Annotated in this window: 20 protein-coding genes; 5 read left to right on the top strand and 15 right to left on the bottom strand. The window is 51.2% G+C overall.

Translation table 11 applies throughout. The features are described from left to right. Nucleotides 1–602 precede the first annotated feature (602 nt). The gene (locus R5268_RS11245; RefSeq protein ID WP_045138115.1) at nucleotides 603–872 is read right to left on the bottom strand and encodes a DUF3811 domain-containing protein; all 270 of its coding nucleotides are present in this window, start codon (nucleotides 870–872) and stop codon (nucleotides 603–605) included. Between the two features lie 118 nt (nucleotides 873–990). Continuing rightward, nucleotides 991–2205, bottom strand: coding sequence for a beta-ketoacyl-ACP synthase I (gene fabB, locus R5268_RS11240; protein ID WP_107678898.1), 1215 nt, complete (start codon nucleotides 2203–2205; stop codon nucleotides 991–993). Between the two features lie 195 nt (nucleotides 2206–2400). On the opposite strand from fabB, the gene mnmC reads away from it, so the two are divergent. Next, nucleotides 2401–4428, top strand: a complete 2028-nt coding sequence (mnmC, locus tag R5268_RS11235; protein WP_317419349.1) for a bifunctional tRNA (5-methylaminomethyl-2-thiouridine)(34)-methyltransferase MnmD/FAD-dependent 5-carboxymethylaminomethyl-2-thiouridine(34) oxidoreductase MnmC — start codon at nucleotides 2401–2403, stop codon at nucleotides 4426–4428. A gap of 244 nt (nucleotides 4429–4672) precedes the next feature. Further along, nucleotides 4673–5710, top strand: a complete 1038-nt coding sequence (gene glsA, locus R5268_RS11230; RefSeq protein WP_317419348.1) for a glutaminase A — start codon at nucleotides 4673–4675, stop codon at nucleotides 5708–5710. A gap of 97 nt (nucleotides 5711–5807) precedes the next feature. On the opposite strand, the gene R5268_RS11225 is transcribed toward glsA, so the two are convergent. The 7 genes from R5268_RS11225 to prmB form a co-directional block, all read right to left on the bottom strand. Beyond that, a complete protein-coding gene (locus R5268_RS11225) occupies nucleotides 5808–6071 on the bottom strand; it encodes a hypothetical protein (RefSeq protein WP_046893998.1) in 264 nt (87 codons plus the stop codon). Nucleotides 6072–6462: 391 nt separating this feature from the next. Further along, the gene (locus tag R5268_RS11220; protein ID WP_107678902.1) at nucleotides 6463–6990 is read right to left on the bottom strand and encodes a GNAT family N-acetyltransferase; all 528 of its coding nucleotides are present in this window, start codon (nucleotides 6988–6990) and stop codon (nucleotides 6463–6465) included. After that, nucleotides 6987–7268: a YfcL family protein gene (locus R5268_RS11215; protein WP_046893996.1), complete on the bottom strand. Its 282-nt coding sequence runs from the start codon at nucleotides 7266–7268 to the stop codon at nucleotides 6987–6989. The genes R5268_RS11220 and R5268_RS11215 overlap by 4 nt, the downstream gene beginning before the upstream one ends. A 36-nt stretch (nucleotides 7269–7304) precedes the next feature. Continuing rightward, nucleotides 7305–7856, bottom strand: a complete 552-nt coding sequence (locus R5268_RS11210; RefSeq protein WP_107678903.1) for an elongation factor P hydroxylase — start codon at nucleotides 7854–7856, stop codon at nucleotides 7305–7307. Between the two features lie 25 nt (nucleotides 7857–7881). Next, nucleotides 7882–8682: a sulfite exporter TauE/SafE family protein gene (locus tag R5268_RS11205; protein ID WP_218454230.1), complete on the bottom strand. Its 801-nt coding sequence runs from the start codon at nucleotides 8680–8682 to the stop codon at nucleotides 7882–7884. 52 nt (nucleotides 8683–8734) lie between these two features. After that, nucleotides 8735–9823, bottom strand: a complete 1089-nt coding sequence (aroC, locus tag R5268_RS11200) for a chorismate synthase (RefSeq protein ID WP_052927016.1) — start codon at nucleotides 9821–9823, stop codon at nucleotides 8735–8737. Between the two features lie 79 nt (nucleotides 9824–9902). Beyond that, a complete protein-coding gene (gene prmB, locus R5268_RS11195) occupies nucleotides 9903–10832 on the bottom strand; it encodes a 50S ribosomal protein L3 N(5)-glutamine methyltransferase (RefSeq protein ID WP_046893992.1) in 930 nt (309 codons plus the stop codon). A 194-nt stretch (nucleotides 10833–11026) separates the two neighbouring features. Between prmB and smrB the strand changes: the two genes are divergently transcribed. Next, nucleotides 11027–11572 (top strand): endonuclease SmrB, encoded by a 546-nt coding sequence (gene smrB, locus R5268_RS11190; protein WP_025154914.1) that lies wholly within the window; start codon nucleotides 11027–11029, stop codon nucleotides 11570–11572. Here the strand turns inward: smrB and sixA are convergent, their stop codons facing one another. The 4 genes from sixA to R5268_RS11170 all read right to left on the bottom strand — a co-directional run bounded on the left by sixA (nucleotide 11573) and on the right by R5268_RS11170 (nucleotide 16245). Further along, nucleotides 11573–12043: a phosphohistidine phosphatase SixA gene (sixA, locus tag R5268_RS11185; protein ID WP_317419347.1), complete on the bottom strand. Its 471-nt coding sequence runs from the start codon at nucleotides 12041–12043 to the stop codon at nucleotides 11573–11575. It abuts the gene before it with no gap. 235 nt (nucleotides 12044–12278) lie between these two features. Next, nucleotides 12279–14432 (bottom strand): fatty acid oxidation complex subunit alpha FadJ, encoded by a 2154-nt coding sequence (fadJ, locus tag R5268_RS11180; RefSeq protein WP_317419346.1) that lies wholly within the window; start codon nucleotides 14430–14432, stop codon nucleotides 12279–12281. Nucleotides 14433–14444: 12 nt separating this feature from the next. After that, nucleotides 14445–15737 (bottom strand): acetyl-CoA C-acyltransferase FadI, encoded by a 1293-nt coding sequence (fadI, locus tag R5268_RS11175; RefSeq protein ID WP_317419345.1) that lies wholly within the window; start codon nucleotides 15735–15737, stop codon nucleotides 14445–14447. A 211-nt stretch (nucleotides 15738–15948) separates the two neighbouring features. Next, on the bottom strand, nucleotides 15949–16245 hold the full coding sequence (locus R5268_RS11170; RefSeq protein WP_046893988.1) for a YfcZ/YiiS family protein: 297 nt from the start codon (nucleotides 16243–16245) through the stop codon (nucleotides 15949–15951). 338 nt (nucleotides 16246–16583) lie between these two features. Here R5268_RS11170 and fadL point away from each other — a divergent pair, with 338 nt between their 5' ends. Beyond that, the gene (gene fadL / locus R5268_RS11165; RefSeq protein ID WP_182106691.1) at nucleotides 16584–17924 is read left to right on the top strand and encodes a long-chain fatty acid transporter FadL; all 1341 of its coding nucleotides are present in this window, start codon (nucleotides 16584–16586) and stop codon (nucleotides 17922–17924) included. 77 nt (nucleotides 17925–18001) lie between these two features. On the opposite strand, the gene mlaA is transcribed toward fadL, so the two are convergent. Then, entirely contained in the window at nucleotides 18002–18760 is a 759-nt protein-coding gene (gene mlaA, locus R5268_RS11160) for a phospholipid-binding lipoprotein MlaA (RefSeq protein WP_052927011.1), read from the bottom strand. Nucleotides 18761–18942: 182 nt separating this feature from the next. Here mlaA and proC point away from each other — a divergent pair, with 182 nt between their 5' ends. After that, on the top strand, nucleotides 18943–19752 hold the full coding sequence (gene proC, locus R5268_RS11155) for a pyrroline-5-carboxylate reductase (protein ID WP_317419344.1): 810 nt from the start codon (nucleotides 18943–18945) through the stop codon (nucleotides 19750–19752). Nucleotides 19753–19817: 65 nt separating this feature from the next. On the opposite strand, the gene dsdA is transcribed toward proC, so the two are convergent. Continuing rightward, nucleotides 19818–21152, bottom strand: coding sequence for a D-serine ammonia-lyase (dsdA, locus tag R5268_RS11150; RefSeq protein WP_317419403.1), 1335 nt, complete (start codon nucleotides 21150–21152; stop codon nucleotides 19818–19820). Nucleotides 21153–21159 lie beyond the last annotated feature (7 nt).

Here is a 21159-nt window from a genome sequence, read left to right as displayed (position 1 = left end):
ACATCACTTACGTTCTTTATTTTTTCATTTATCTCAGTTATCTTTCTTATTATTTCACTGATATCTTTATTTATATTTTTTTCAAGTTGTGTTAAGTATTCTAATTTCCTTGCCGACCCTTCACGGCGTTCCTTTCTGATTTCTTCATCCACCGGATGCATCCAGCCATCATCGGCATCATCCCATACAGGATTCGGGGATGTGTTCATATCCGCAATATTCTGATCCCAGATATGAGTTATCCTGCCGCTGTCTGCCGGGATATCCCCGGTCCATCCGGTAACAACCATAGTCTCACCATTGTCTGATGCTTTTTGCCAGCCCTCTCCTTTCCAGTGATACCCCATGGAGGTCATCACATCACGCTCAAACGGTGTGGTGTCTTCGTATCGATTCGTCATAACATATTCCTTTTATAAAAATGCGCAGTGAATACAAATCGGCTCCCGGCCGTGTTTTTCACTGTAATTCAGGAATATGTTGTTTATTAAAACTAAAATTAATCAGGTCTGTATCTTATAAAATAAGACAACAAGGCGGGATATAAAAACCGCCGGGTGGCGGTTATTGTAATTAAAACAGATGAAAATTATCAGAAAGGCTCAGCGTAATCCCCGCGTATGCGTTTTCGCTGACCAGCTATATGTTTCTGTTCCACTGCCGGGTTTGATTTTATCCTTTTTTTTCTGTGCTCTGACTTTAGCGGCAGCGGCATCAACTTCTTTGGAAATCTCAGTGATAATCTGATCTTTGACTTTATTCTGCTCCGCATTGGTCAGCGGACGCCCCAGTTTCTTTTGTTCCTGAGCCAGCCGGGTACGGACACGGATTTTTTGCGGCTCGGTCATCTCTGCGATAGTCAGTTTTTTCATTTATTACCCCTGTGACAGTAAAAGGATAAACAGCACTGTTATACCCTGACAGACTTTACCGCAAAAGAAAATGCCCCGGTGATTAAACCGGGGCATTTATTTGATAATCAGAATAAAATCAGTTCTGATATTTGCGCATTACCAGTGTGGCGTTAGTACCGCCGAAACCGAAGCTGTTGGACATCACTGTGGTCAGTTCACGTTCGGTCGGTTCAGTGATAATCGCCATACCTTCCGCTTTCTCGTCGAGCTCTTCCACGTTGATGCTCGGCGCGATAAAGCCGTGCTCCAGCATCAGCAGGCTGTAGATAGCCTCGTGAACACCTGCCGCACCCAGTGAGTGACCGGTCATCGCTTTGGTTGCTGACAGTGCCGGCGTGTGATCACCGAACACTTCGCGGATCGCTTCCAGCTCTTTGGTATCACCAACCGGTGTGGATGTACCGTGGGTGTTGATGTAATCAACCGGTGTATCCAGGCCGTGCATTGCCATCTGCATGCAGCGAGCCGCACCTTCACCGGACGGGGCAACCATGTCCGCGCCGTCAGAGGTCGCGCCGTAGCCGACCACTTCCGCGTAGATATGTGCGCCGCGTGCCAGCGCGTGCTCCAGCTCTTCCACCACGACCATACCGCCGCCGCCTGCGATCACGAAGCCGTCACGGCCCTGATCATAAGTACGGGATGCTTTGTCCGGTGTTTCGTTATATTTGGTGGACAGTGCGCCCATCGCGTCAAATTCGCAGCTCATTTCCCAGCACAGTTCTTCACCGCCGCCGGCAAACACCACATCCTGTTTACCCAGCTGGATCAGTTCCACCGCGTGGCCGATACAGTGTGCGGACGTGGAGCAGGCAGAACTGATAGAGTAGTTCACGCCTTTGATTTTAAATGGTGTTGCCAGGTTTGCGGACACACCGGATGCCATTGCACGCGGTACCAGATAAGGACCGACACCACGCAGACCTTTGGCACGCATGCCGTCAGCCGCGATAGCCTGGGTGCGCGGGGAGCCGCCGCCGGAACCGGCAACCACACCGGTACGGTAGTGAGATACCTGCTCTTCTGTCAGACCGGAGTCTGCGATAGCCTGCTCCATGGAAAGATATGCATAGATAGATGCATCACTCATGAAACGGACAGTTTTACGATCAATAAGACCCGCAGTATCCAGTTTGACATTACCCCAAACCTGGCTGCGCATCCCGATCTCTTTAAATTCTTCTGAGAATGTGATCCCGGAACGACCTTCTCTCAAAGAAGCCAGTACTTCCTCCCGGTTATTACCGATACTTGAGATAATCCCCAGACCAGTGATTACTGCACGCTTCATTCAATACCTCTGTCATTTTAAGTAGTACGGGATTTTAGCGTTACTTTAGCTTACACCTGTAAGCTGAACAAGTCCGATCAGACGTTTTTTCGCATCTTTACATACCGATATTGTCCTGTGTCACATCCGGCATGGCAGTACAGCGCAAAGCGGAGTAAAATCAGGAAAAACCGAACAGAATCCTCAGGCCGTAACGTGAAAAAAACCGCAATTGAAACTGCACATTTAACCTGGAATGAACAGGGTACACCTGTTTCGCAACATTTTGATGACGTCTATTTTTCGAACGATGACGGACTGGCGGAAACCCGCTATGTGTTTCTTAACGGAAACGGTTTTCCGGACAGGTTTGCACAGATGACCACCCCGGTCTGTACCGTGGCCGAAACCGGGTTCGGTACCGGACTTAATTTTCTCACACTGTGGCAGAGCTTCCGGGCGTTCCGTGCCGCCCATCCCGGGCATCCGCTGAGGCGCCTGCACTTTATCAGCTTTGAAAAATTCCCGCTGACGGTGGCCGATTTACAGGCTGCCCACCGGCACTGGCCGGAGTTCGCTGATTTCTCCTTACAACTGTGCGCTCAGTGGCCGCAGCCATTGCCGGGTTGTCACCGTATCCAGCTGTCCGGCGGAGAAATTACGCTCGATTTATGGTTGGGGGATGTCAACGAGCTGCTTCCTTCTCTTACTCATGCGCTGGATAACAAAATTGATGCCTGGTTCCTGGACGGTTTTGCGCCGTCCAAAAACCCGGATATGTGGCAACAGTCTCTGTTTGATCTGATGATCCGTTTTTCCCGCCCCGGCGGCACTTTTGCCACCTTTACGGCCGCCGGATTCGTGCGCCGTGGTTTGCAGCAGGCCGGGTTCAGCGTTGAGCGCCGCAAAGGGTTTGCACATAAACGTGAATGCCTTGCCGGGGTGAATCCCCGTGAAGCAGTATCATCTGCAACGCCGTGGTTTGATCGCCCCCCGGCCGCCGCGCGGCAGCAGATAGCCGTCATCGGCGGCGGTATCGCCGGGGTTCTCACGTCCCTCGCCCTGCTCCGCCGTGGTGCGGAGGTTTCCTTATATTGTGCGGATAACACTTTGGCACTCAATGCCTCCGGTAACCGCCAGGGCGCGCTTTATCCGCTGCTGACCGGCCGGGATGATCCGCCTGAACGTTTTTTTACCGCCGCTTTCCCGTTTGCCCGCCGTACCTATGATGCGTTGTCAGCTCAGGGCGTGAAATATGACCATGACTGGTGCGGTGTGATCCAGCTGATGTATCACGAAAAAAGCAGCAAAAAAATTAATAACATTTCATCCGTCACATGGCCGGATGAGATGGTGCAGCGCCTGTCACGGGAACAGCTTTCTGCACTTGCCGGAACGGATGTGAATTTTGACGGCCTGCATTATCCGCAGGGCGGCTGGCTCTGCCCGCAGGAACTGGTGCGCAATACCGCAGCGCTGGCACAAAAAGAGGGGCTTCACCTGCATTTCAGCTGTGAAGTAAAAGAACTGATCCCCGCCGGACAGGGCTGGCAGCTCCGGTTTGCTGATAGCAGTACGACAGAGGCCGATGTGGTGATACTGGCCAACGGCTATTGTATCAGTCAGTTCCCGCAGACCGCCCCGCTGCCGGTCACACCGGTACGTGGTCAGGTCAGCCATGTCCCGTCTGTTCCCGCCATTGCCGGGCTGAAAAAAGTGTTGTGTTATGAGGGTTATCTGACCCCGGTAAATCCGGCTGACGGCCTGCACTGCATCGGTGCCAGCCACCAGCGTAATGATACCGGCACGGAATATCGCGAAGAGGAACAAACGGCTAATAAACAGCGGCTGCTTACGTCACTGCCGGATGTCAGCTGGCCTCAGGCAGTGGATATCAGCGCCGGAGCATCCCGTCAGGGGATCCGCTGCTCACTGCGCGATCACCTGCCGCTGGCCGGGAATGTCCCTGATTTTGAAGAAATAACAGTGTGTTATGCACATCTGGACGAACAAAAATCCGCGCCTGATTCCGTATGCAGTGTGCCGCATCAGCCACAGCTGTTTCTGCTGGCGGCACTCGGTTCACGGGGATTATGCACCGCCCCGCTGGCCGCTGAGGTACTCGCGGCACAGATTTTTGATGAAGCGCTTCCCCTGGATGATGAAACACTGGCCGCCATTCATCCCGCCCGTTTCCATGTCCGCAAATTGCTGAAAGGCCGCCCGCTGCCGCAAAAGTCATAATCTGCACCTGACCGGCCGCAGAGCCGGTCCCCGTCACATTATTGATAATTTTTCCGGCGGTAACGCAAACTATCATCGCCGGACTTTATTGATCACTGCCACAAACCTGGGTCATTTTGTGTGCTTTCTCACGAAAACCGGTGCAGTTCACCTGTCAGCGGCAATTTCTCTTGCCCAATGATCAATTTACAGAAAAGTCAGTGCGCCTATACGCTTCATCCGGAAATATTAACCGGAGAAGATTATGAAGAATAAAATAGTTATCGCCTTAACCTTTTCGCTGTTTTGTTTTACCTCTGCTTACGCAAAGAATAATAATATTCCCGATAATGCTGTTCACAGCAATGTTATTCAAAGCAATGCTATTCAGTACGATACGATCGTTGAGCAGGCGTATCAGAAATTCAAAACCGAAAAAGCCGGTGATGTGGCGGATTACATCCCGGCACTCGCCAAATACAGCCCCGATAATTACGCCGTTGTTATTGCCACGGTAGACGGAAAAATCTACAGCGCCGGGGATAAAGACGCGCTGTTTCCTCTTGAGTCGCTGTCAAAAGTCTTTACCCTCGCGCTGGTGATGAATCAGCAGGGGTCAGAGGTTGTACTGGAAAAACTGGGTGCTAACGCCACCGGACTGCCGTTTAACTCCGGTCTGGCGATAGAGCTGCGTCCGGATCGCCCGCAGAACCCGCTGGTCAATGCCGGGGCTATCAGTGCCGTCAGCCTGATCAAAGCCAAAAACCCGGATGACCGCTGGCAGCAGATTATGGAAAACATGGAAGCGTTCGCCGATACCAAACTGACGGTGAATGATGAAGTGTACCGCTCTGAATCAGAAACCAATCAGCACAACCAGGCACTGGCACGGCTGATGCAGTCCTACGGCATGTTATACGGCAATCCGGATGAGGCGGTTGATCTCTATACCCGCCAGTGTTCAGTGGATGCCACTACCGTTGATCTCGCCAAAATGGGCGCGGTGCTGGCTAATCAGGGCAAATCCCCGTACAACGGCAAACAGTTACTGAGTGCGGAAAACACCGGCAAAGTTCTGGCAGAAATGGCTGTTGCCGGGCTGTATGACGGTTCCGGCACCTGGTTATATCAGGTCGGTATCCCGGCGAAAAGTGGTGTCGGCGGCGGAATTCTGGCCGTGGTTCCGGGTAAATACGCCGTCGCGGTCTATTCCCCGCCGCTGGATAAAGCAGGTAACAGTGTCAGGGCACAGGCGGCTATCGGTTATATTGCTCAGGAAACCGGGGCTGATTTGTACAAATAATTTTTGCATAAAAAAAGGATCATCAGCATTGCTGCTGATGATCCATGATCGTCTCTGCTTTATATTTATCAGTCCACGTGATGCGATACCGTTTCTGTCAGGCGTTCAGAGCAACTGCATTTTTCGCACATTTATCCTCTGAACGGTACAGCGAATCTAATTCCCGTTTGGCATTAAAAATTATTAACCCGGTAAATAAAATCATACCGATGGAAGGGACTGCTCTTTCAATAACGCTCATTCCGTCAAGTTTAAACCAGAAAGAAAATAACAGTGCCAGCAATACCACCGCAGCAACCGCTATCTTGGTGTAAATAGTCACAGCCTGTTGTGCTGTGTTTTTCGGTTGTAATTCAAACATAATCAATACCTGTGTTTTATGGGGACAGACACATTCTGACACAACAAATGTTAATAGCAAGTTAATAGTTATTGCTATTTACTCAACATCTCTGCGTAGTTGTTGACGTTAACGCAACAAAAAGAAACAACTGCCTCAGAAAAAATCACCATTCAGATATCAGAAACATTATTTAAAATCATTCTGTTAAACAGAAAAATCTATATAACGATGATGAAATACATACCGGAGACAGACAAAAGCGGCACTATTTTCGCTGTAAATATCACAATCTCAAGATCTTTTATTATTATCTGTTAATAGCTTAATAATTAGTTTCTTAATCCGCCATAAATAAAAAAGGCCGCATACCGGAGCGACCTTTTCTTTTTACGTGCGATATTTAACTTTTTTAGAAAAACCGGTAAATCATGGCACAACGATCACAGAACTGCAGTCCGTATTCTGCCTCTTTCAGCATAATCGCTTCCAGTGCCGGAGCACGGGAAACATCACATACTTCAAAACCGAGATGTTCATAATAAGGACGGTTCCATACCACATCACGGAATGTGGTCAGTGTTACCGCGGCACAACCGCGTGCCAGCGCCACACTCTTCACCCGCTCAATCAGCTGTCGCCCCAGCCCCTGACGCTGATGCGCCGCAGAGACAGAAAGCTCATCAATATGCAGCCCGGTACCGAGGTTGGACACCAGCACAAACCCGGCCGGTTGATCCTGATTGTCCGCCGCCACCCACGCATTACCGTTGGCGATAAAATTGCGGAATGCGGTTTCGGAATGACCTTCGCTGCGGGCTATCCACTCATACCCCGGGACAGTTGCAAATAACGCGCCGGCAGAGGATTCAACGGCCGGTAACAATGCGGCGTCCGCCGGACGGGCCTGGCGGATGCGGTATTGCGGTTTATCTGTCATTCCTGCTCCTGCGCGCTTTTCAGCAGGCGTTTCCAGGTTTCCAGCACCAGCACCTGATCCGGCGGTGTCAGCTCTCCGGCGCTGATTGCCTGACGGATGCTCTCCTCCACCCGGTTATGAAGTGCCTCAACAGAGTGATCACCCGACTGTTCCAGTTCTGCCACCGCGAGGGTCAGATGCCCCTGCAGATAGCCACCCGCAAACAGTTCATCGTCTGTGGCATGTTCAACCATGTCATCAATCTGGGCGAGGATACGCGTTTCATAATCCGCAAGCATGTTTGTTCCTTAAAGTTCAGTCACCGGAATCGTTTGTCAGGCAAACGGATCTTCCGGCCATGGAAATTGGTCCGCAGTCAGCGGCGGCGTATTGTAGAACGATTGCAGGGCATTAATAAACCTTGCTGCACGCGTGGGTATTGAGTTCTGCGCCAGATATTCCATCACCTGCCCGTGAACAATACGCCGGAATTTGACGCGATCAGGCTCGAAATCGCCGTCAAGATTGTCACAACTGACGTTAAACGGATAACCGGCAGCCTGACAAAATAACCAGTCCAGTGCCTGCGGTTTTATTTCCACGACCTCAAATTCTGACTGCGTTTGTGCGTCCCGCCCGTCCGGGCAGTACCAGTAACCAAAATCCACCAGCTTTCTGCGCTCTTTCCCGGCAATACACCAGTGCGATATTTCATGGATCGCACTGGCATAAAAGCCGTGAGCAAACACGATGCGGTTATAAGGCGCTTCATCATCTGCAGGCAGATAAATCGGCTCATCGTCGCCTTTAATCAGGCGGGTATTGAAATCAGCGAGAAATTCGTTATCAAAAATCTCAATCAGCTGCTGATATTGATGTGTACTCATTGATTATATAAACCACTAATAAAAATTAAGAAAGCTGAGACAGCCACGTACTGATAGTATCACCGTGATTGTCATAAAGCAGTTTGATGCTCATCAGGAAAGAGACAGTTACCAGCATCGGGCGGATCAGTTTTTGTCCGCGGCTCAGCACCATACGGGCACCGAGGCGTGCACCGATAAGTTGTCCGCCCAGCATGGCAAAGCCCATCAGCCAGATAACGTGACCGCTGAAAATAAAGAATGAGAGTGACCCGACGTTGGATGCAAAATTGAGGACTTTGGCGTGTGCCGTGGCTTTCGCCAGGTTAAAACCGGCCAGTGTCACATACGCCAGCGCGTAGAAAGAGCCTGCCCCCGGGCCGAAAACGCCGTCATAAAAACCGATCCCGATACCGGCGGTACAGCCGAAGGCAAACGGCATCAGGCGCTGTTTCTGATCCGCAGCACCAATGGACGGCGTCAGCAGGAAATAGAGACCGATGGCAATGACCAGCAGCGGCAGCAACTGACGGAGAAATTCCGGATCCACAAACTGCACCAGCCCGGAACCGATAACCGCGCCAATCAGCGTCATCACTATCGGAACCCGCTGTCCGGCAAGATCCACCGCTTTGCGCCGGACAAAATAGAAACTGGCAGAGAAAGAGCCGCCGACCGCCTGCAATTTGTTGGTCGCCAGAGCCTGCACCGGCGGTACGCCGACCGCCAGCAATGCCGGGATTGTCAGTAATCCGCCTCCGCCGGCGATTGCATCAATAAATCCGGCAATCAGAGCAACAAAGAACAGCAATACATAGATTTCAACACCGAACTGAAACCATTCCATTTTTTACCTGCCAATAAAATCCCGGGCACAATACCTGGGACGCCAGTTTAAATCATGACCAGGCCGGTAACGGCGGTGTGACATCCGCACATTGTCCGCGGTGACGCAGAAGGTGATCGAGCAGCACTATCGCTGTCATCGCTTCGGCAATCGGCACAGCACGTATCCCGACACAGGGGTCATGACGCCCTTTGGTGATCATAGCCACCTCTTCGCCCTGCCGGTTCAGCGTATTACCGGGAACGGTAATCGACGATGTCGGTTTCAGGGCAATATGTGCGATGATTGGCTGGCCGCTGCTGATGCCGCCGAGAATGCCGCCCGCGTGATTGCTGGTAAAACCGGTCTGATAAATTTCATCCCGGTTTTCGCTGCCTTTGAGGTTAACCACGCCGAAGCCGTCTCCGATTTCAACGCCTTTTACCGCATTGATACTCATCAGCGCATGCGCCAGATCCGCATCAAGACGATCAAAGACCGGTTCACCCAGACCCGCCGGGACGTTTTCCGCCACAACCGTGACTTTCGCACCGATGGAATCCCCTTCTTTTTTCAGGCCGCGCAATAATTCATCCAGCGCCTCCAGCTGACGTTCATCAGGACAGAAAAACGGATTTTGCTCTGCCAGAGCCCAGTCGCGGATATCACATTTAATATCCCCCATCTGAGTCAGGCAGGCACGGACTGTCACACCAAATTTTTCGTGCAGATACTTTTTGGCGATAGCCCCGGCCGCCACGCGCATCGCCGTTTCACGGGCTGATGAGCGGCCGCCGCCGCGGTAATCACGAAAGCCGTACTTCTGCTCATACGTGTAATCCGCATGTCCCGGCCGGAAGAGATCTTTGATGGCACCGTAATCCTGTGAGCGCTGATCGGTATTTTCAATCAGCAGTCCGATACTGGTTCCGGTGGTTTTTCCTTCAAATACCCCTGACAGAATTCTGACCTGATCCGGCTCACGACGCTGTGTGGTATAGCGCGATGTGCCCGGACGGCGGCGATCGAGATCAATCTGCATATCAGCTTCTGTCAGCGCCAGTCCCGGCGGTACGCCGTCAACAATACAACCCAGCGCCGGGCCATGTGATTCACCAAAGGTGGTTACGCGAAAAAGTTCGCCGATACTGTTTCCGGCCATCGTGTTTTCCTGTCTCTGATTGTGTGCAAGTGAATGGTTTTAACCTGTTTTTATGCTTCTATTCCTACATGAGGAACGGTTATTTGAAAAGTTTAAAAGCGTCATGATGTTCTGCTAATTGATCACGAGTTAACATAAAGACACCGTCACCCCCGTTTTCAAACGACAGCCAGATAAACGGCACTTCAGGGAATTCGGCCATCAGATGTACCTGACTGTTACCGACTTCACAAATCAGTACCGCATCTTCTGACATATAATCCGGGGCATTCGCGAGAATGCGGCGAACCAGTTTCAGACCATCACTGCCCGCAGCCAGCGCCAGTTCAGGCTCAACGCGGAATTCATCCGGTAAATCACTCATGTCTTCCGCATCGACATACGGCGGGTTGGTGACAATCAGGTCATACTTCACTGCCGGCAGATCGTTAAACAGATCTGAACGCATCGGAACGACACGATGAGATAAGCCGTGATTTTCAATGTTCATTTCTGTGACTTCCAGCACATCGGCGGAAATGTCTGCCGCATCAACTTCTGCGTCCGGGAACTCATAAGCGCAGGCAATTGCGATACAGCCGCTGCCGGTACACAGATCCAGAATTGCTTCCGGTTCGGAATCCAGTAAACCGGCAAAGTGATTATTAATCAGCTCACCAATCGGCGAACGCGGGATCAGCACGCGCTCATCAACATAAAATTCGTGACCGCAGAACCAGGACCGGTTGGTCAGATACGGCACCGGCACACGCTCGGTGATCCGGCGCAGCACACGTTCCACAATGCGGTGACGCTCTGAGGAAGTCAGTCGTGACTGATACAGCTCAGCGGGTAAATCCAGAGGCAGGAACAGTGTCGGCAGTACCAGCTGGAGAGCTTCATCCCAGGCATTATCTGTGCCGTGGCCATAGTAGATGTTCGCGGCATTAAAACGGCTCATTGCCCAGCGCAGTATATCCTGCAGCGTGTGAAGCTCACTGACGGCTTCATCAACGTAAATTTTATCCAAAGTGCCTCCGGCGGGGTAAAACAAAAGAAAATATCTGATAGCGTAGTTTGCCATGAAGTCGCTGCTAAATCAGCATATCTTGTGAAATGCACGGCAATTTTCCGGCAGTTTTTGTCAGTTGTGACCGGCAGTATAGCGTCAACATCCTTAAAAAAATCGGTTACACTATGGAAAATAATCAGTGATGAGATGTTATGAAAAAGAAGACACCCCTGACTGATGATGACCTGAATCTGTTTAAAGAGGCCATCAGCGGGACGCGTAAAATCAGACAGGATATTGTGGTGCACCCGAAATCACGGGCCGGTGTGACAAAAATTGCGCCGGAACGGCTGTTGCAGGACCAGGTTGATGCCAGTTTTTATTTCTCTGATGAATACCGTCCGAACCTGGATATGGACGGCCCTGCGCGTTATCTGCGGGAAAATGCCAGCCCGTATGAACTGAAAAAACTGCGGCGCGGAGATTACGTGCCGGAACTGTTTTTGGATCTGCACGGACTGACCCAGCTTCAGGCCAAACAGGAAATTGGTGCACTGATAGCCGCGGCCCGCCGTGAAAACACCTATTGTGTCTGTATTATGCACGGGCACGGCAAACATGTCCTGAAGCAACAAACACCATTATGGCTGGCACAACACCCGGATGTGATTGCCTTTCACCAGGCGCCCAAGGAATGGGGCGGTACTGCGGCATTACTGCTGCTGATTGAAATTGCTGAAACCGCCCGGCGCGAGTAATCAGTCAATCTGTCCGGGACCGCGGTGCCAGAGCAGTGTACCGCGTCCGTTATTATCCAGTTCGATACAGGCAACAGAGGATGTTGCAAACATCGGTGCCGTCTCCTGCGGACACAATGCCGCTACCAGATAACCAACCAGCGGCAGATGCGATACCACCAGCACCCCTTTGCGCCCTTCCTCCGCCAGGTAGCGGATATAATCCGCCGCGCTTTCCGCATTTCCTGAAGGAGTCAGTCCCGGCATTACCTCTTCCTGCGCCGGTAAATTGAGCTCATCACGAATTTCGGTCAGTGTCTGCTCTGCCCGCAGATACGGACTGACCAGAACGGTATCCGTCAGGATATGCTGCCCGGCAAGCCATTTTGCCATGCGGCGGGAATCGGTTATCCCTTTCCCGGTAAGGGGTCGTACTGAATCACTGGCGGCCTGCAAAGCAGCATCGCCATGTCGCATAATAAATACTTGCATATGTCACCGTCTGAACAGGACGGATACGGTCATATCTGAATCCCCGGGCCGTATCACATCAAAGAATGGTCTGTTTAAAATTATCGTTATTTCTGCGTCCCCGTCAGGGGAGATGAGAGGCATTCTGCCTCAAATTAATCATAATTAAAATGATTCAGCACAGAGATAAACCTGAATTTTGTTCAGAACCTGTTCAGAAAAATAAAACAATTCACTGCCGTCTCACCGTAATTTCTCAGTAAAACCGGCGCTTATCCGCAGCACGTTGCTGTAACGCCTCACACGGCATGAAACGGTCACCGTAACGGGCAGCCAGTGTTGTCAGTTTTTCTGTCATAACGGCGGCGGACAGGCTGTCCATATAGTAAAACGGCCCGCCAAGGAACGGCGGAAAACCAATACCGAAGACGGCGCCGATATCGCCGTCTGCCGGGGAACGGATAACCTGTTCATCCAGTGCCCTCACGGCTTCATTGAGCATCATCATCAGACAGCGCTCTGTGATCTCCTGCGATGTAAGGCGTTCCTGCACGGTGATGCCCAGCAGCGGATAGATTTGTTTGTCGGCTTTACGCGGTGTCTTGCGGCCACAGCGTTTCCACCATGGCAATGGCGTGTAATCATAAAATCCGCGTTTGTTTTTCTTTCCCAGCCGGTTATCGCGGAAAAGGGCATCCAGCTGCGGCGGTAGTGCAAACCGCTCACCAAATGCGGCTTCCAGTACCGGCATAATTTTGGTGCCGACATCAATCCCCACTTCATCCAGCAGTGCTACCGGCCCTAACGGAAAGCCGAAATCTGTCAGTGCCTTGTCGATTTTTTCTGCCGGTTCACCTTCAACCAGACAATGCAGTGCTTCCGTAATATACGGCGCCAGGATGCGGTTGACATAAAATCCGGCTTTATCACCGACCACAATCGCTGTTTTTCCCTGTTTGCGCGCCAGTTGCAATGTGGTCGCCAGTGTTACCGCATCGGTGCCTTCATGAGGAATAATTTCCGCCAGCGGCATTTTTTCGGCCGGGCTGAAATAATGCAGTCCGATGATTTTTTCAGGTCGTAACGCCTTTGCGGCAATATCACGAATGGGCAGTGACGAGGTATTCGAGGCAAAAATAGTATCCGGAGGTGTCACGGCTTCTGTTTCCGCGATCATCTGCTGTTTAAGTGACAGGGATTCAAAAACCGCTTCCGCCACAAAATCAATACGGTGAAATCCCCGGTAATCCGTAGTACCGGTCATTCCGTGCATCAGTTGTGTCCGCTCACGCGGGGAAAGACGTCTGCGTTTCACCTGTCTGCTCAGATGCTGCCAGAAAAAGGCCAGTGCTTTACTGACTCCCTCCTGTGAAACGTCTTTAATTCTGACCGGCAACCCGGCACGCTGGCAGGTAATTGCGGCTATTCCGGCGCCCATCAGCCCGCCGCCCAGCACTGCCACATGGTGCAATTCTGCTGGTTTTACGCCATCCGCTGCATCTTTTTTCAGTGCTGTTGAGGCGAAAAAGAGGTGGCGGAGTGCGCCGGATTCCGGTGTGACTGCCAGTTTACCAAATGCGACTGCCTCGGCATTAAACCCGGCATCCCGCCCTTTTTCCTGTCCGCACTGTACCACATCAATAATCTGTTCAGCCGCCGGATAGTGCCCGCGGGTGCGGCGGCGAACCTGTTTACGGATTATACGAAAAAGGATATCCCGTATCCCTTTCATTTTCATTATTTTTTGCCGGAACGGCACCGGAGTGCGCTGTGCCGGATTTGCCGACAATGCGCGGGCAACCGCTGTTTCCAGCAAAATTTCCGGCGGAACAATATCATCGGCCAGCCGTATTTTAACGACTTGTTTTGCCCGCAACTGCCGCCCGGTCAGCATCATATCCAGAGCCGCCGTCAGCCCGATCAGTGCAGGAAGACGCTGTGTCCCGCCGGAACCGGGCAGCAGCCCCAGCTGAACTTCCGGCAGGCCGAGCCGGGTTTTATCGCTGTCGGTGACAACACGACTGCGGCAGGCCATAGCCAGTTCCAACCCGCCTCCGAGACAGCTGCCGTGAATAGCGGCAACAACCGGCAACGGATAATTTTCGATCAGATTAAATAACCGTTGTCCGGATTCAGAAAGCGCCTGAGCCTGTGAAGCTTCAGTACACCCGGCAATCATATGAATATCCGCCCCGGCAATAAAGGTATCCGGCTTGCCGGAGATAATCACCATCGCCCGCAGTCCCGGAATTTTGCGGGCATCCCGCAGCACCGCTTCGAACTGTTCAGCGAATTCAGCCTTCAGGGTATTCACTTTCTCACCAGGGACGTCAATGGTGATAACGCCGGTGTGATCCGGACGCACTGTCAGGCGGAAAGCAGAAGGTGCTTCATCATGCTGTGTCATCATCAGTCTCCCGTCTTATTCCGTTTCCCAGATCATCGCCACACCAAGACCGCCCGCGGCACAAGCCGTAGTCATTGCAAAACCGCCACCCCGCCGCTTCAGTTCGCGCAGTGTCTGTGTCACCATCCGGGCACCGGTTGCCGCAAAAGGATGTCCGTAGGCAATCGATCCGCCGAGTACATTAAACCGCGCCGGGTCCACTTCACCAATTGCCGATGTCCGGTTGAGTTTTTCACGGGCAAAATCCCCGCTGGCAAAACAATGCAGGTTAGTCAGAACCTGAGCGGCAAAGGCTTCATGCATATCAATCAGTGTCAGGTCGGATAATGCCAGCCCGGCACGATCAAGTGCCTGCGGGGCAGCATATGATGGCCCCAGCAGCATATCTTCCTGAACGGTATTGCCCGTAAATGCATAGCTGCGCAGAAACCCCAGCGGGGTCAGCCCGAGTTCCCGTGCGCGATTTTCTGTCATCATCAGCACGGCCGCCGCACCGTCGGTCAGTGGCGTGCTGTTTGCTGCGGTGACTGTGCCGTGGCGTTTATCAAATGCCGGTTTCAGTTGGGCATAACTGCCGGCCAGCGAATTTTTCCGAAATGTATTGTCTTCTTCACAGACCTGACTGAACGGCGGAAAACGGGCGGTCATCACTTCATCGCGCAGCACACCGGATGTCCACGCCTGTGTGGCAGCCAGATGTGAATGATGCGCTAACGCATCCTGTGCTTCACGGCTGATATGGTAACGCTTCGCCATCTGTTCGGCAGTATCGCCCATACGCAGACCGGTGGAATATTCAGCCACCGCCGGAGCCACAGGCAGGAGGTCACGCGGCCGCAGAGCCGCCAGTAACCGGAGCTTCTGAGAGACTGACCGGGCTTTACTGAGATCCAGTAATACACCTGCCAGTTTACGTGACACGCCAATCGGCAGGACAGACGCCGAGTCCGCCCCGCCCGCCACCGCGATCTGACTCTGCCCGCATTGTATTGCCTGCGCCGCATTGGCAATCGCCTGAAAACTGGTGGCGCAGGCGCGGGTCACCGAGTACGCATCCGTTGTCACCGGCAATCCGGTACTGAGAACAATTTCGCGGGCGATATTGGGTGCGGCAGGCATTTGTATCACCTGACCGAAAACGACAAGATCGACCAGTTCTGCCGGAAATGACTGACGGAAAAGGAGTTCCTGCACCACAGCCCGGCCCAGTTCAACCGCAGGAATATCACGGTATACCGTGGACTGACGGGCAAACGGTGTCCGTAATCCGTCAACAATTGCAATACGCTCTGCCTGTGCCTGCTTCATTCGTTCATCCTTACATGATGAGAGGTTATCACGAACCGCCGGTGGTCTGACCTGATGATATTGTTAACATCATGTTGCATTCACGCAATGTGAATAACTGAAAAGTGCGAGGTTGCTCAGGGAAATAAACTTTTTGTATAGCAGAAGGTAATAAAAAAGGCCCCCGTATTTACCGGAGGCCTGAATTCATTTTGCGTATTATTCTGATGAATTAACGCAGACCCAGTTCAAAGATCAATGTTTCAGCCTGGCAGCTGAAAGTGAAATCCGCTTTCAGCTCAACGCCGTCAGCCGTTTCTTTATATTCGCTGTGGATTTTGCATGGTTCAGATGCAGCTGCATTTGCTTTGGCAGTCAGTGTTGCCATCATCTGCTCAGCATCGGCTTTAGATGCAAATACGCGCTCGAAAGAAGAGGTGCAGCTTTCGTTATCAATAATAGTGCCTACATCCACACAGCAGCATGCTGAGGTTTCTTCTGCGCTGCACAGTTTTTTTTCGTCAGCCATTTCAGTCTCCCGTTAGTTAAAAATAGCCTGCAGTATTAGTACTGAATCATACCATTTATCAAAGTAAACCATAATAATTCAATCTAATGTTTGATCTACTCGGGCTAAAGCCACTTTTCGGCCTTAAAAAAACCAGAAATGTTAAAATACTGTAATCCAAATCGCATTTTTGCGTCTCAATCCGCTTATTTCAGTACAAAAAAATAACATTTAAGTGTACTGATTCTATACTCTCTCAACTGGTCTGATTTGTCATATCCACAAGCAAACATACAATCCAGCGCTACTTCTGACTACCAAAGTAGTACATAAACAAAATAAACAAGAGGGTTTTGGTCATGAACCAGAAAAACCTGTTCACTCGTTCAGCATTGGCAGTGGCAGTTTCATTAACAGCAACACACGCTTTTGCTGCGGGTTTTCAATTAAATGAATATTCCACGTCTGCACTCGGACGTGCGTTTTCAGGGGAAGGTGCCGTGGCGGATGATGCCAGCGTCGGCAGCCGCAACCCGGCAGCAATGACATTATTTGATCGTCCGTCCATGTCCGCCGGTGCGATCCTGATCAACCCTTCAGTGGATATCAGCGGAAAGTCCCCGCTGACCGGTAACAGCACTGATGCCAAAGATATTGCACCAAGCGCAGTTGTCCCGAACCTGCATTTTATTATGCCGATTAATGAAAAATGGTCAGTCGGCGCATCAACCACCACAAACTTCGGTCTGGCCACTGAGTTCAAAGATAACTACTCCGCCGGTGCCATCGGCGGCAAAACTGATCTCGTTACCGCTAACTTTAACGTCGCGGGTGCTTACCGTCTGAATGACAATTTCAGTTTTGGTCTGGGGCTGAATGCGGTTTACGCCGATGCGGAAATTTCCCGTCATACCGGAGAATTAGGCCAGGTTGCAGCCGGGATCACCAAAAACCCGGCATTAGCAAAAATTCCTGCGAACTCAAATCTTGCCAAACTCAAAGGTGACGGCTGGGGCTACGGCTGGAATGCCGGTATGTTATATGAACTGGACAAAGATAACCGTTTCAGCCTGACATACCGTTCCAAAGTCACCGTGAAATTTAAAGACGGTGATTTCACCCAAAATATTCCGGGACTGCTTGACCGTTCCACCAAGGGTAAACTGGATCTGAATTTACCGGATATCTGGGAGCTCTCTGCTTATCATCGTGTTGCACCAAAATGGGCGGTTCACTATACCTTTGCTTACACCGGCTGGGATTCATTCCAGGAGCTGAAAGCAACGGATAAAGGAAACGGCGGCGTTCTGTTTGAAAAGCATGAAGGCTTTAAAAATGCGTACCGTGTAGCATTAGGTACCACCTATTATCACGATGATAACTGGACCTTCCGTGGTGGTATTGCCTTTGATGACAGTCCGGTTCCGGCGAATAACCGTTCCATCTCTATTCCGGATCAGGATCGTATCTGGTTCAGCCTGGGCTCAACCTACGCCTTCAACAAAGATGCCTCTGTTGATGTCGGTGTTGCCTACATGCACGGACGTAAAGTCGATATTTCTGAACCACTGATGAGTAAAGATCAGCTTGCAGCTATCGGCGGTAAATTAGGTAATCCGAACCTGCAAATGCCTAATTACGAATTCAGCTCCTCCGGTAAAGCCTGGTTATACGGCGTTAACTTTAACTACAGCTTCTGATTTTTCCCGGTTGCGTACATAAAAAAGTTCTGGTCACTGACCAGAACTTTTTCTTTATCTGTATCTGTACCGGCACATTATTCGCTGTCGATAGAATCCAAATCATCCGCAATCGCTGCCGCGTTCGGGTTTTCCTGTACCTTCAGTTCTCCGCCTGACGCCAGGAAATCGTTACGCTGGAAATAGGCTTCACGCATCATCAGATACGGATCGCTGGAATTATGCAGCACACCTTCCGCATCCAGTGCCTGTGCACGGTTATCAATACCTTCGATAGCCCATTTACCGACTCCCATCCAGATAGTCAGATAACTCAGCATCGGATACGTGGTATCCAGCCAGTCACCGCCATCCACACGCGGAGTCCAGCCGCCATAGCCCGGGATAACCACATAAGGCCCGTACCCGACGCCGTAGTTTCCTAAGGTATTACCGAAACGGGCCGGTTCTGTTTTTGCCAGCTCAGGGTTCGCCATTGATGCAACATCAATCAGGCCGCCCAGTCCGAAGACCGTATTCAGGAAAAAGCGGTTAAAATGCTTGAATCCCTGATAGAAATCGCCGCGCAGAAAATTGTTGACCATACTGGCCGGTTCTTCAAGATTGCCGAGGAAGTTGATGGTACCGTTTCGTGCCGGTTCCGGCACATAATCACGCCATGCCATCGCAACAGGTCTGAGCACATAAGGGTCCAGCACATTATAGTTAAAATCGAACATTGTGCGGTTAAACCCTTCAAGCGGATCACTGCGCGTTCCCGGTGTCTGATCCGAACTTGCGCACCCGCCAATCAGCAGCACCGCAGCAAGTGTCAGGCCACTAACCTGATACTTCATATGATTCTCCATGCCAAAACGTGAGCAAATTTTACACTTTCACGTATCTATAATAGGTCAATATTACCCGGATTTTGTATATTTGTGTATGTAAATCATGCCTAAATTACCGGGTTACCCCGGCGCCGCAGAGTGGTATCCTGCTCTTCCGGTCAGTCTTTACAGGCAATACAGGAGCCATCATGAATAAAAAAATCGGATTTATTGGTTGCGGAAATATGGGAAAAGCAATCCTTAATGGCCTGATTTCAGGAAAAATTATCAGCCCTGATACTGTTTTTGTGCATAACCACAGCCCGGCCAGTACTGACCGTGTGGCTCAGGAATTCGGCGTTCATGGCGAATCGCACGCTCAGCGTGTAGCGGAACAATCCGATATTATTTTTATAGGTGTAAAACCGTATGCCGTCCCCGGCGTATTACGGGATATTTCGCCCTGCCTGAAACAGAATACCCTTATTGTTTCGATGGCCGCCGGTGTCACACTGGAAACCCTGGAAGCTGCTCTGCCGTCGCAGGCCAAAGTTGTCCGCCTGATGCCGAACACCCCCGCACTGGTCAATGCTGGCATGACATCGGTCACCGTCAATGCTTTTCTGTCTGATGATGAAACTGAGCTGGTTATGTCGCTGTGCCGCAGTTTCGGCCGTGCCGAACAGGTTCCGGAATCACTGATTGATGCCGTGATCGGCGTCAGCGGCTCCGCTCCCGCTTATGTTTTTATGTTTATTGAAGCGATGGCCGATGCGGCAGTGGCAGGTGGTATGCCGCGCAAACAGGCCTATGAATTCGCGGCACAAGCCGTGATGGGGGCTGCCAAAATGGTACTGGAAACCGGTAAACATCCGGGTGAACTGAAAGATATGGTCTGTTCGCCGGGCGGTACCACGATTGAAGCAGTGATAAAACTGGAGGAAACCGGTCTGCGTCAGTCCGTTATCGCCGGTGTCCGCAGCGCGATCGAAAAATCACAGGAAATGAGCCGGAAATAATCACCGGATACCGGAACCGGCATTTGTTGCACCGGTTCCGGTCTGTTCAGACTATCACCACGTTATCAGTTGCTTTTGGCCTGAGATAAATATTTCGCCATTTCATCCTCAGGAACCATTCCGCCGCCGGTTGCCCAGACCAGATGCGTGGCATTTGCCATCACTTCCGGTGTCAGCGCGTTAGCCTGCAAATACGCTTCATTCCGGGTCACATGCACACACCCCGGCATGCCCGCTAAAGCAGAAGGTTCCAGCCTGATCGCTTCGGTCTGATTAAGTAACCCCAACAGGTTATACATTTCTGCGTCGTCAATCGTGTAATAGGCGTCAAGCAGCCGTTCCATTGCCCGGCCGACAAATCCTGATGCACGGCCGACCGCCAAACCGTCCGCCGCGGTAATATTGTCAATGCCGATTTCCTGAACCGAGATTGCATCATGCAACCCGGTATGTACACCGAGCAGCATACACGGCGAGTGTACCGGTTCAGCAAACAGACAATGTACCGCATCACCAAATGCCAGTTTTAACCCGAACGCAACACCACCGGGGCCTCCGCCGACACCGCAGGGTAAATACACAAACAGCGGGTGCTGTTCATCGACTGTCATTCCCTTTTCGGCAAATTGTTTTTTCAGCCGCAGACCCGCAACCGCATAACCCAAAAAGAGCGTAACGGAGTTCTCATCATCGATAAAGAAACAGGACGGATCTTTTTCTGCCTCTTTGCGCCCCTGCTCCACCGCAATGCTGTAATCCTGTTCATATTCAACAACATTCACACCATGAGAACGTAATTTATCTTTTTTCCATTGTCTGGCATCCGCAGACATGTGCACACTGACACTGAAGCCAAGTTTTGCACTCATAATACCGATGGACATCCCTAAGTTGCCGGTTGACCCGACGGCAATACGATATTGACTGAAAAACTGCCGGAATTTTTCAGAGAATAACACCGCATAATCATCACCGGTTGACAGTAATCCCGCTTCCAGCGCTAATTTTTCCGCGTGAGTAAGCACTTCATAGATACCGCCGCGCGCTTTTATCGAGCCGGAAATCGGCAGATGGCTGTCTTTCTTAAGAAACATTTTTCCGGCTACCGGTGTCTGATAACGCGCCTCAAGAGCGGCCTGCATATCAGGAATCGCCACTGTGTCAGACTCAATAATGCCTTTCATAGCCTGCGTTTCAGGAAATGCTTTCATCAGATACGGTGCAAAGCGGTTTAAGCGGGCTTCCGCATCCTTTGCATCGTCAATCGTCAATCCCACATACGGCAGACCGGCTTCTGTGGTGGTCACATCAGGGTTAAACCATGTAACCGGTTTTAAATCAATAAGTTCCTGTACCAAAGGGTAGTCAGCAATAAGCTTTTCAATATTAATCTGAGTCATCATTAGT

The organism is Morganella sp. BCCO 40_0007 (genome assembly GCF_032989665.1).
Taxonomy (GTDB): Bacteria; Pseudomonadota; Gammaproteobacteria; order Enterobacterales; family Enterobacteriaceae; genus Morganella; species Morganella sibonii.
The sequence above is the reverse complement of the archived record's forward strand: the minus strand, read 5'-3'. Positions and strand labels throughout refer to the sequence as shown.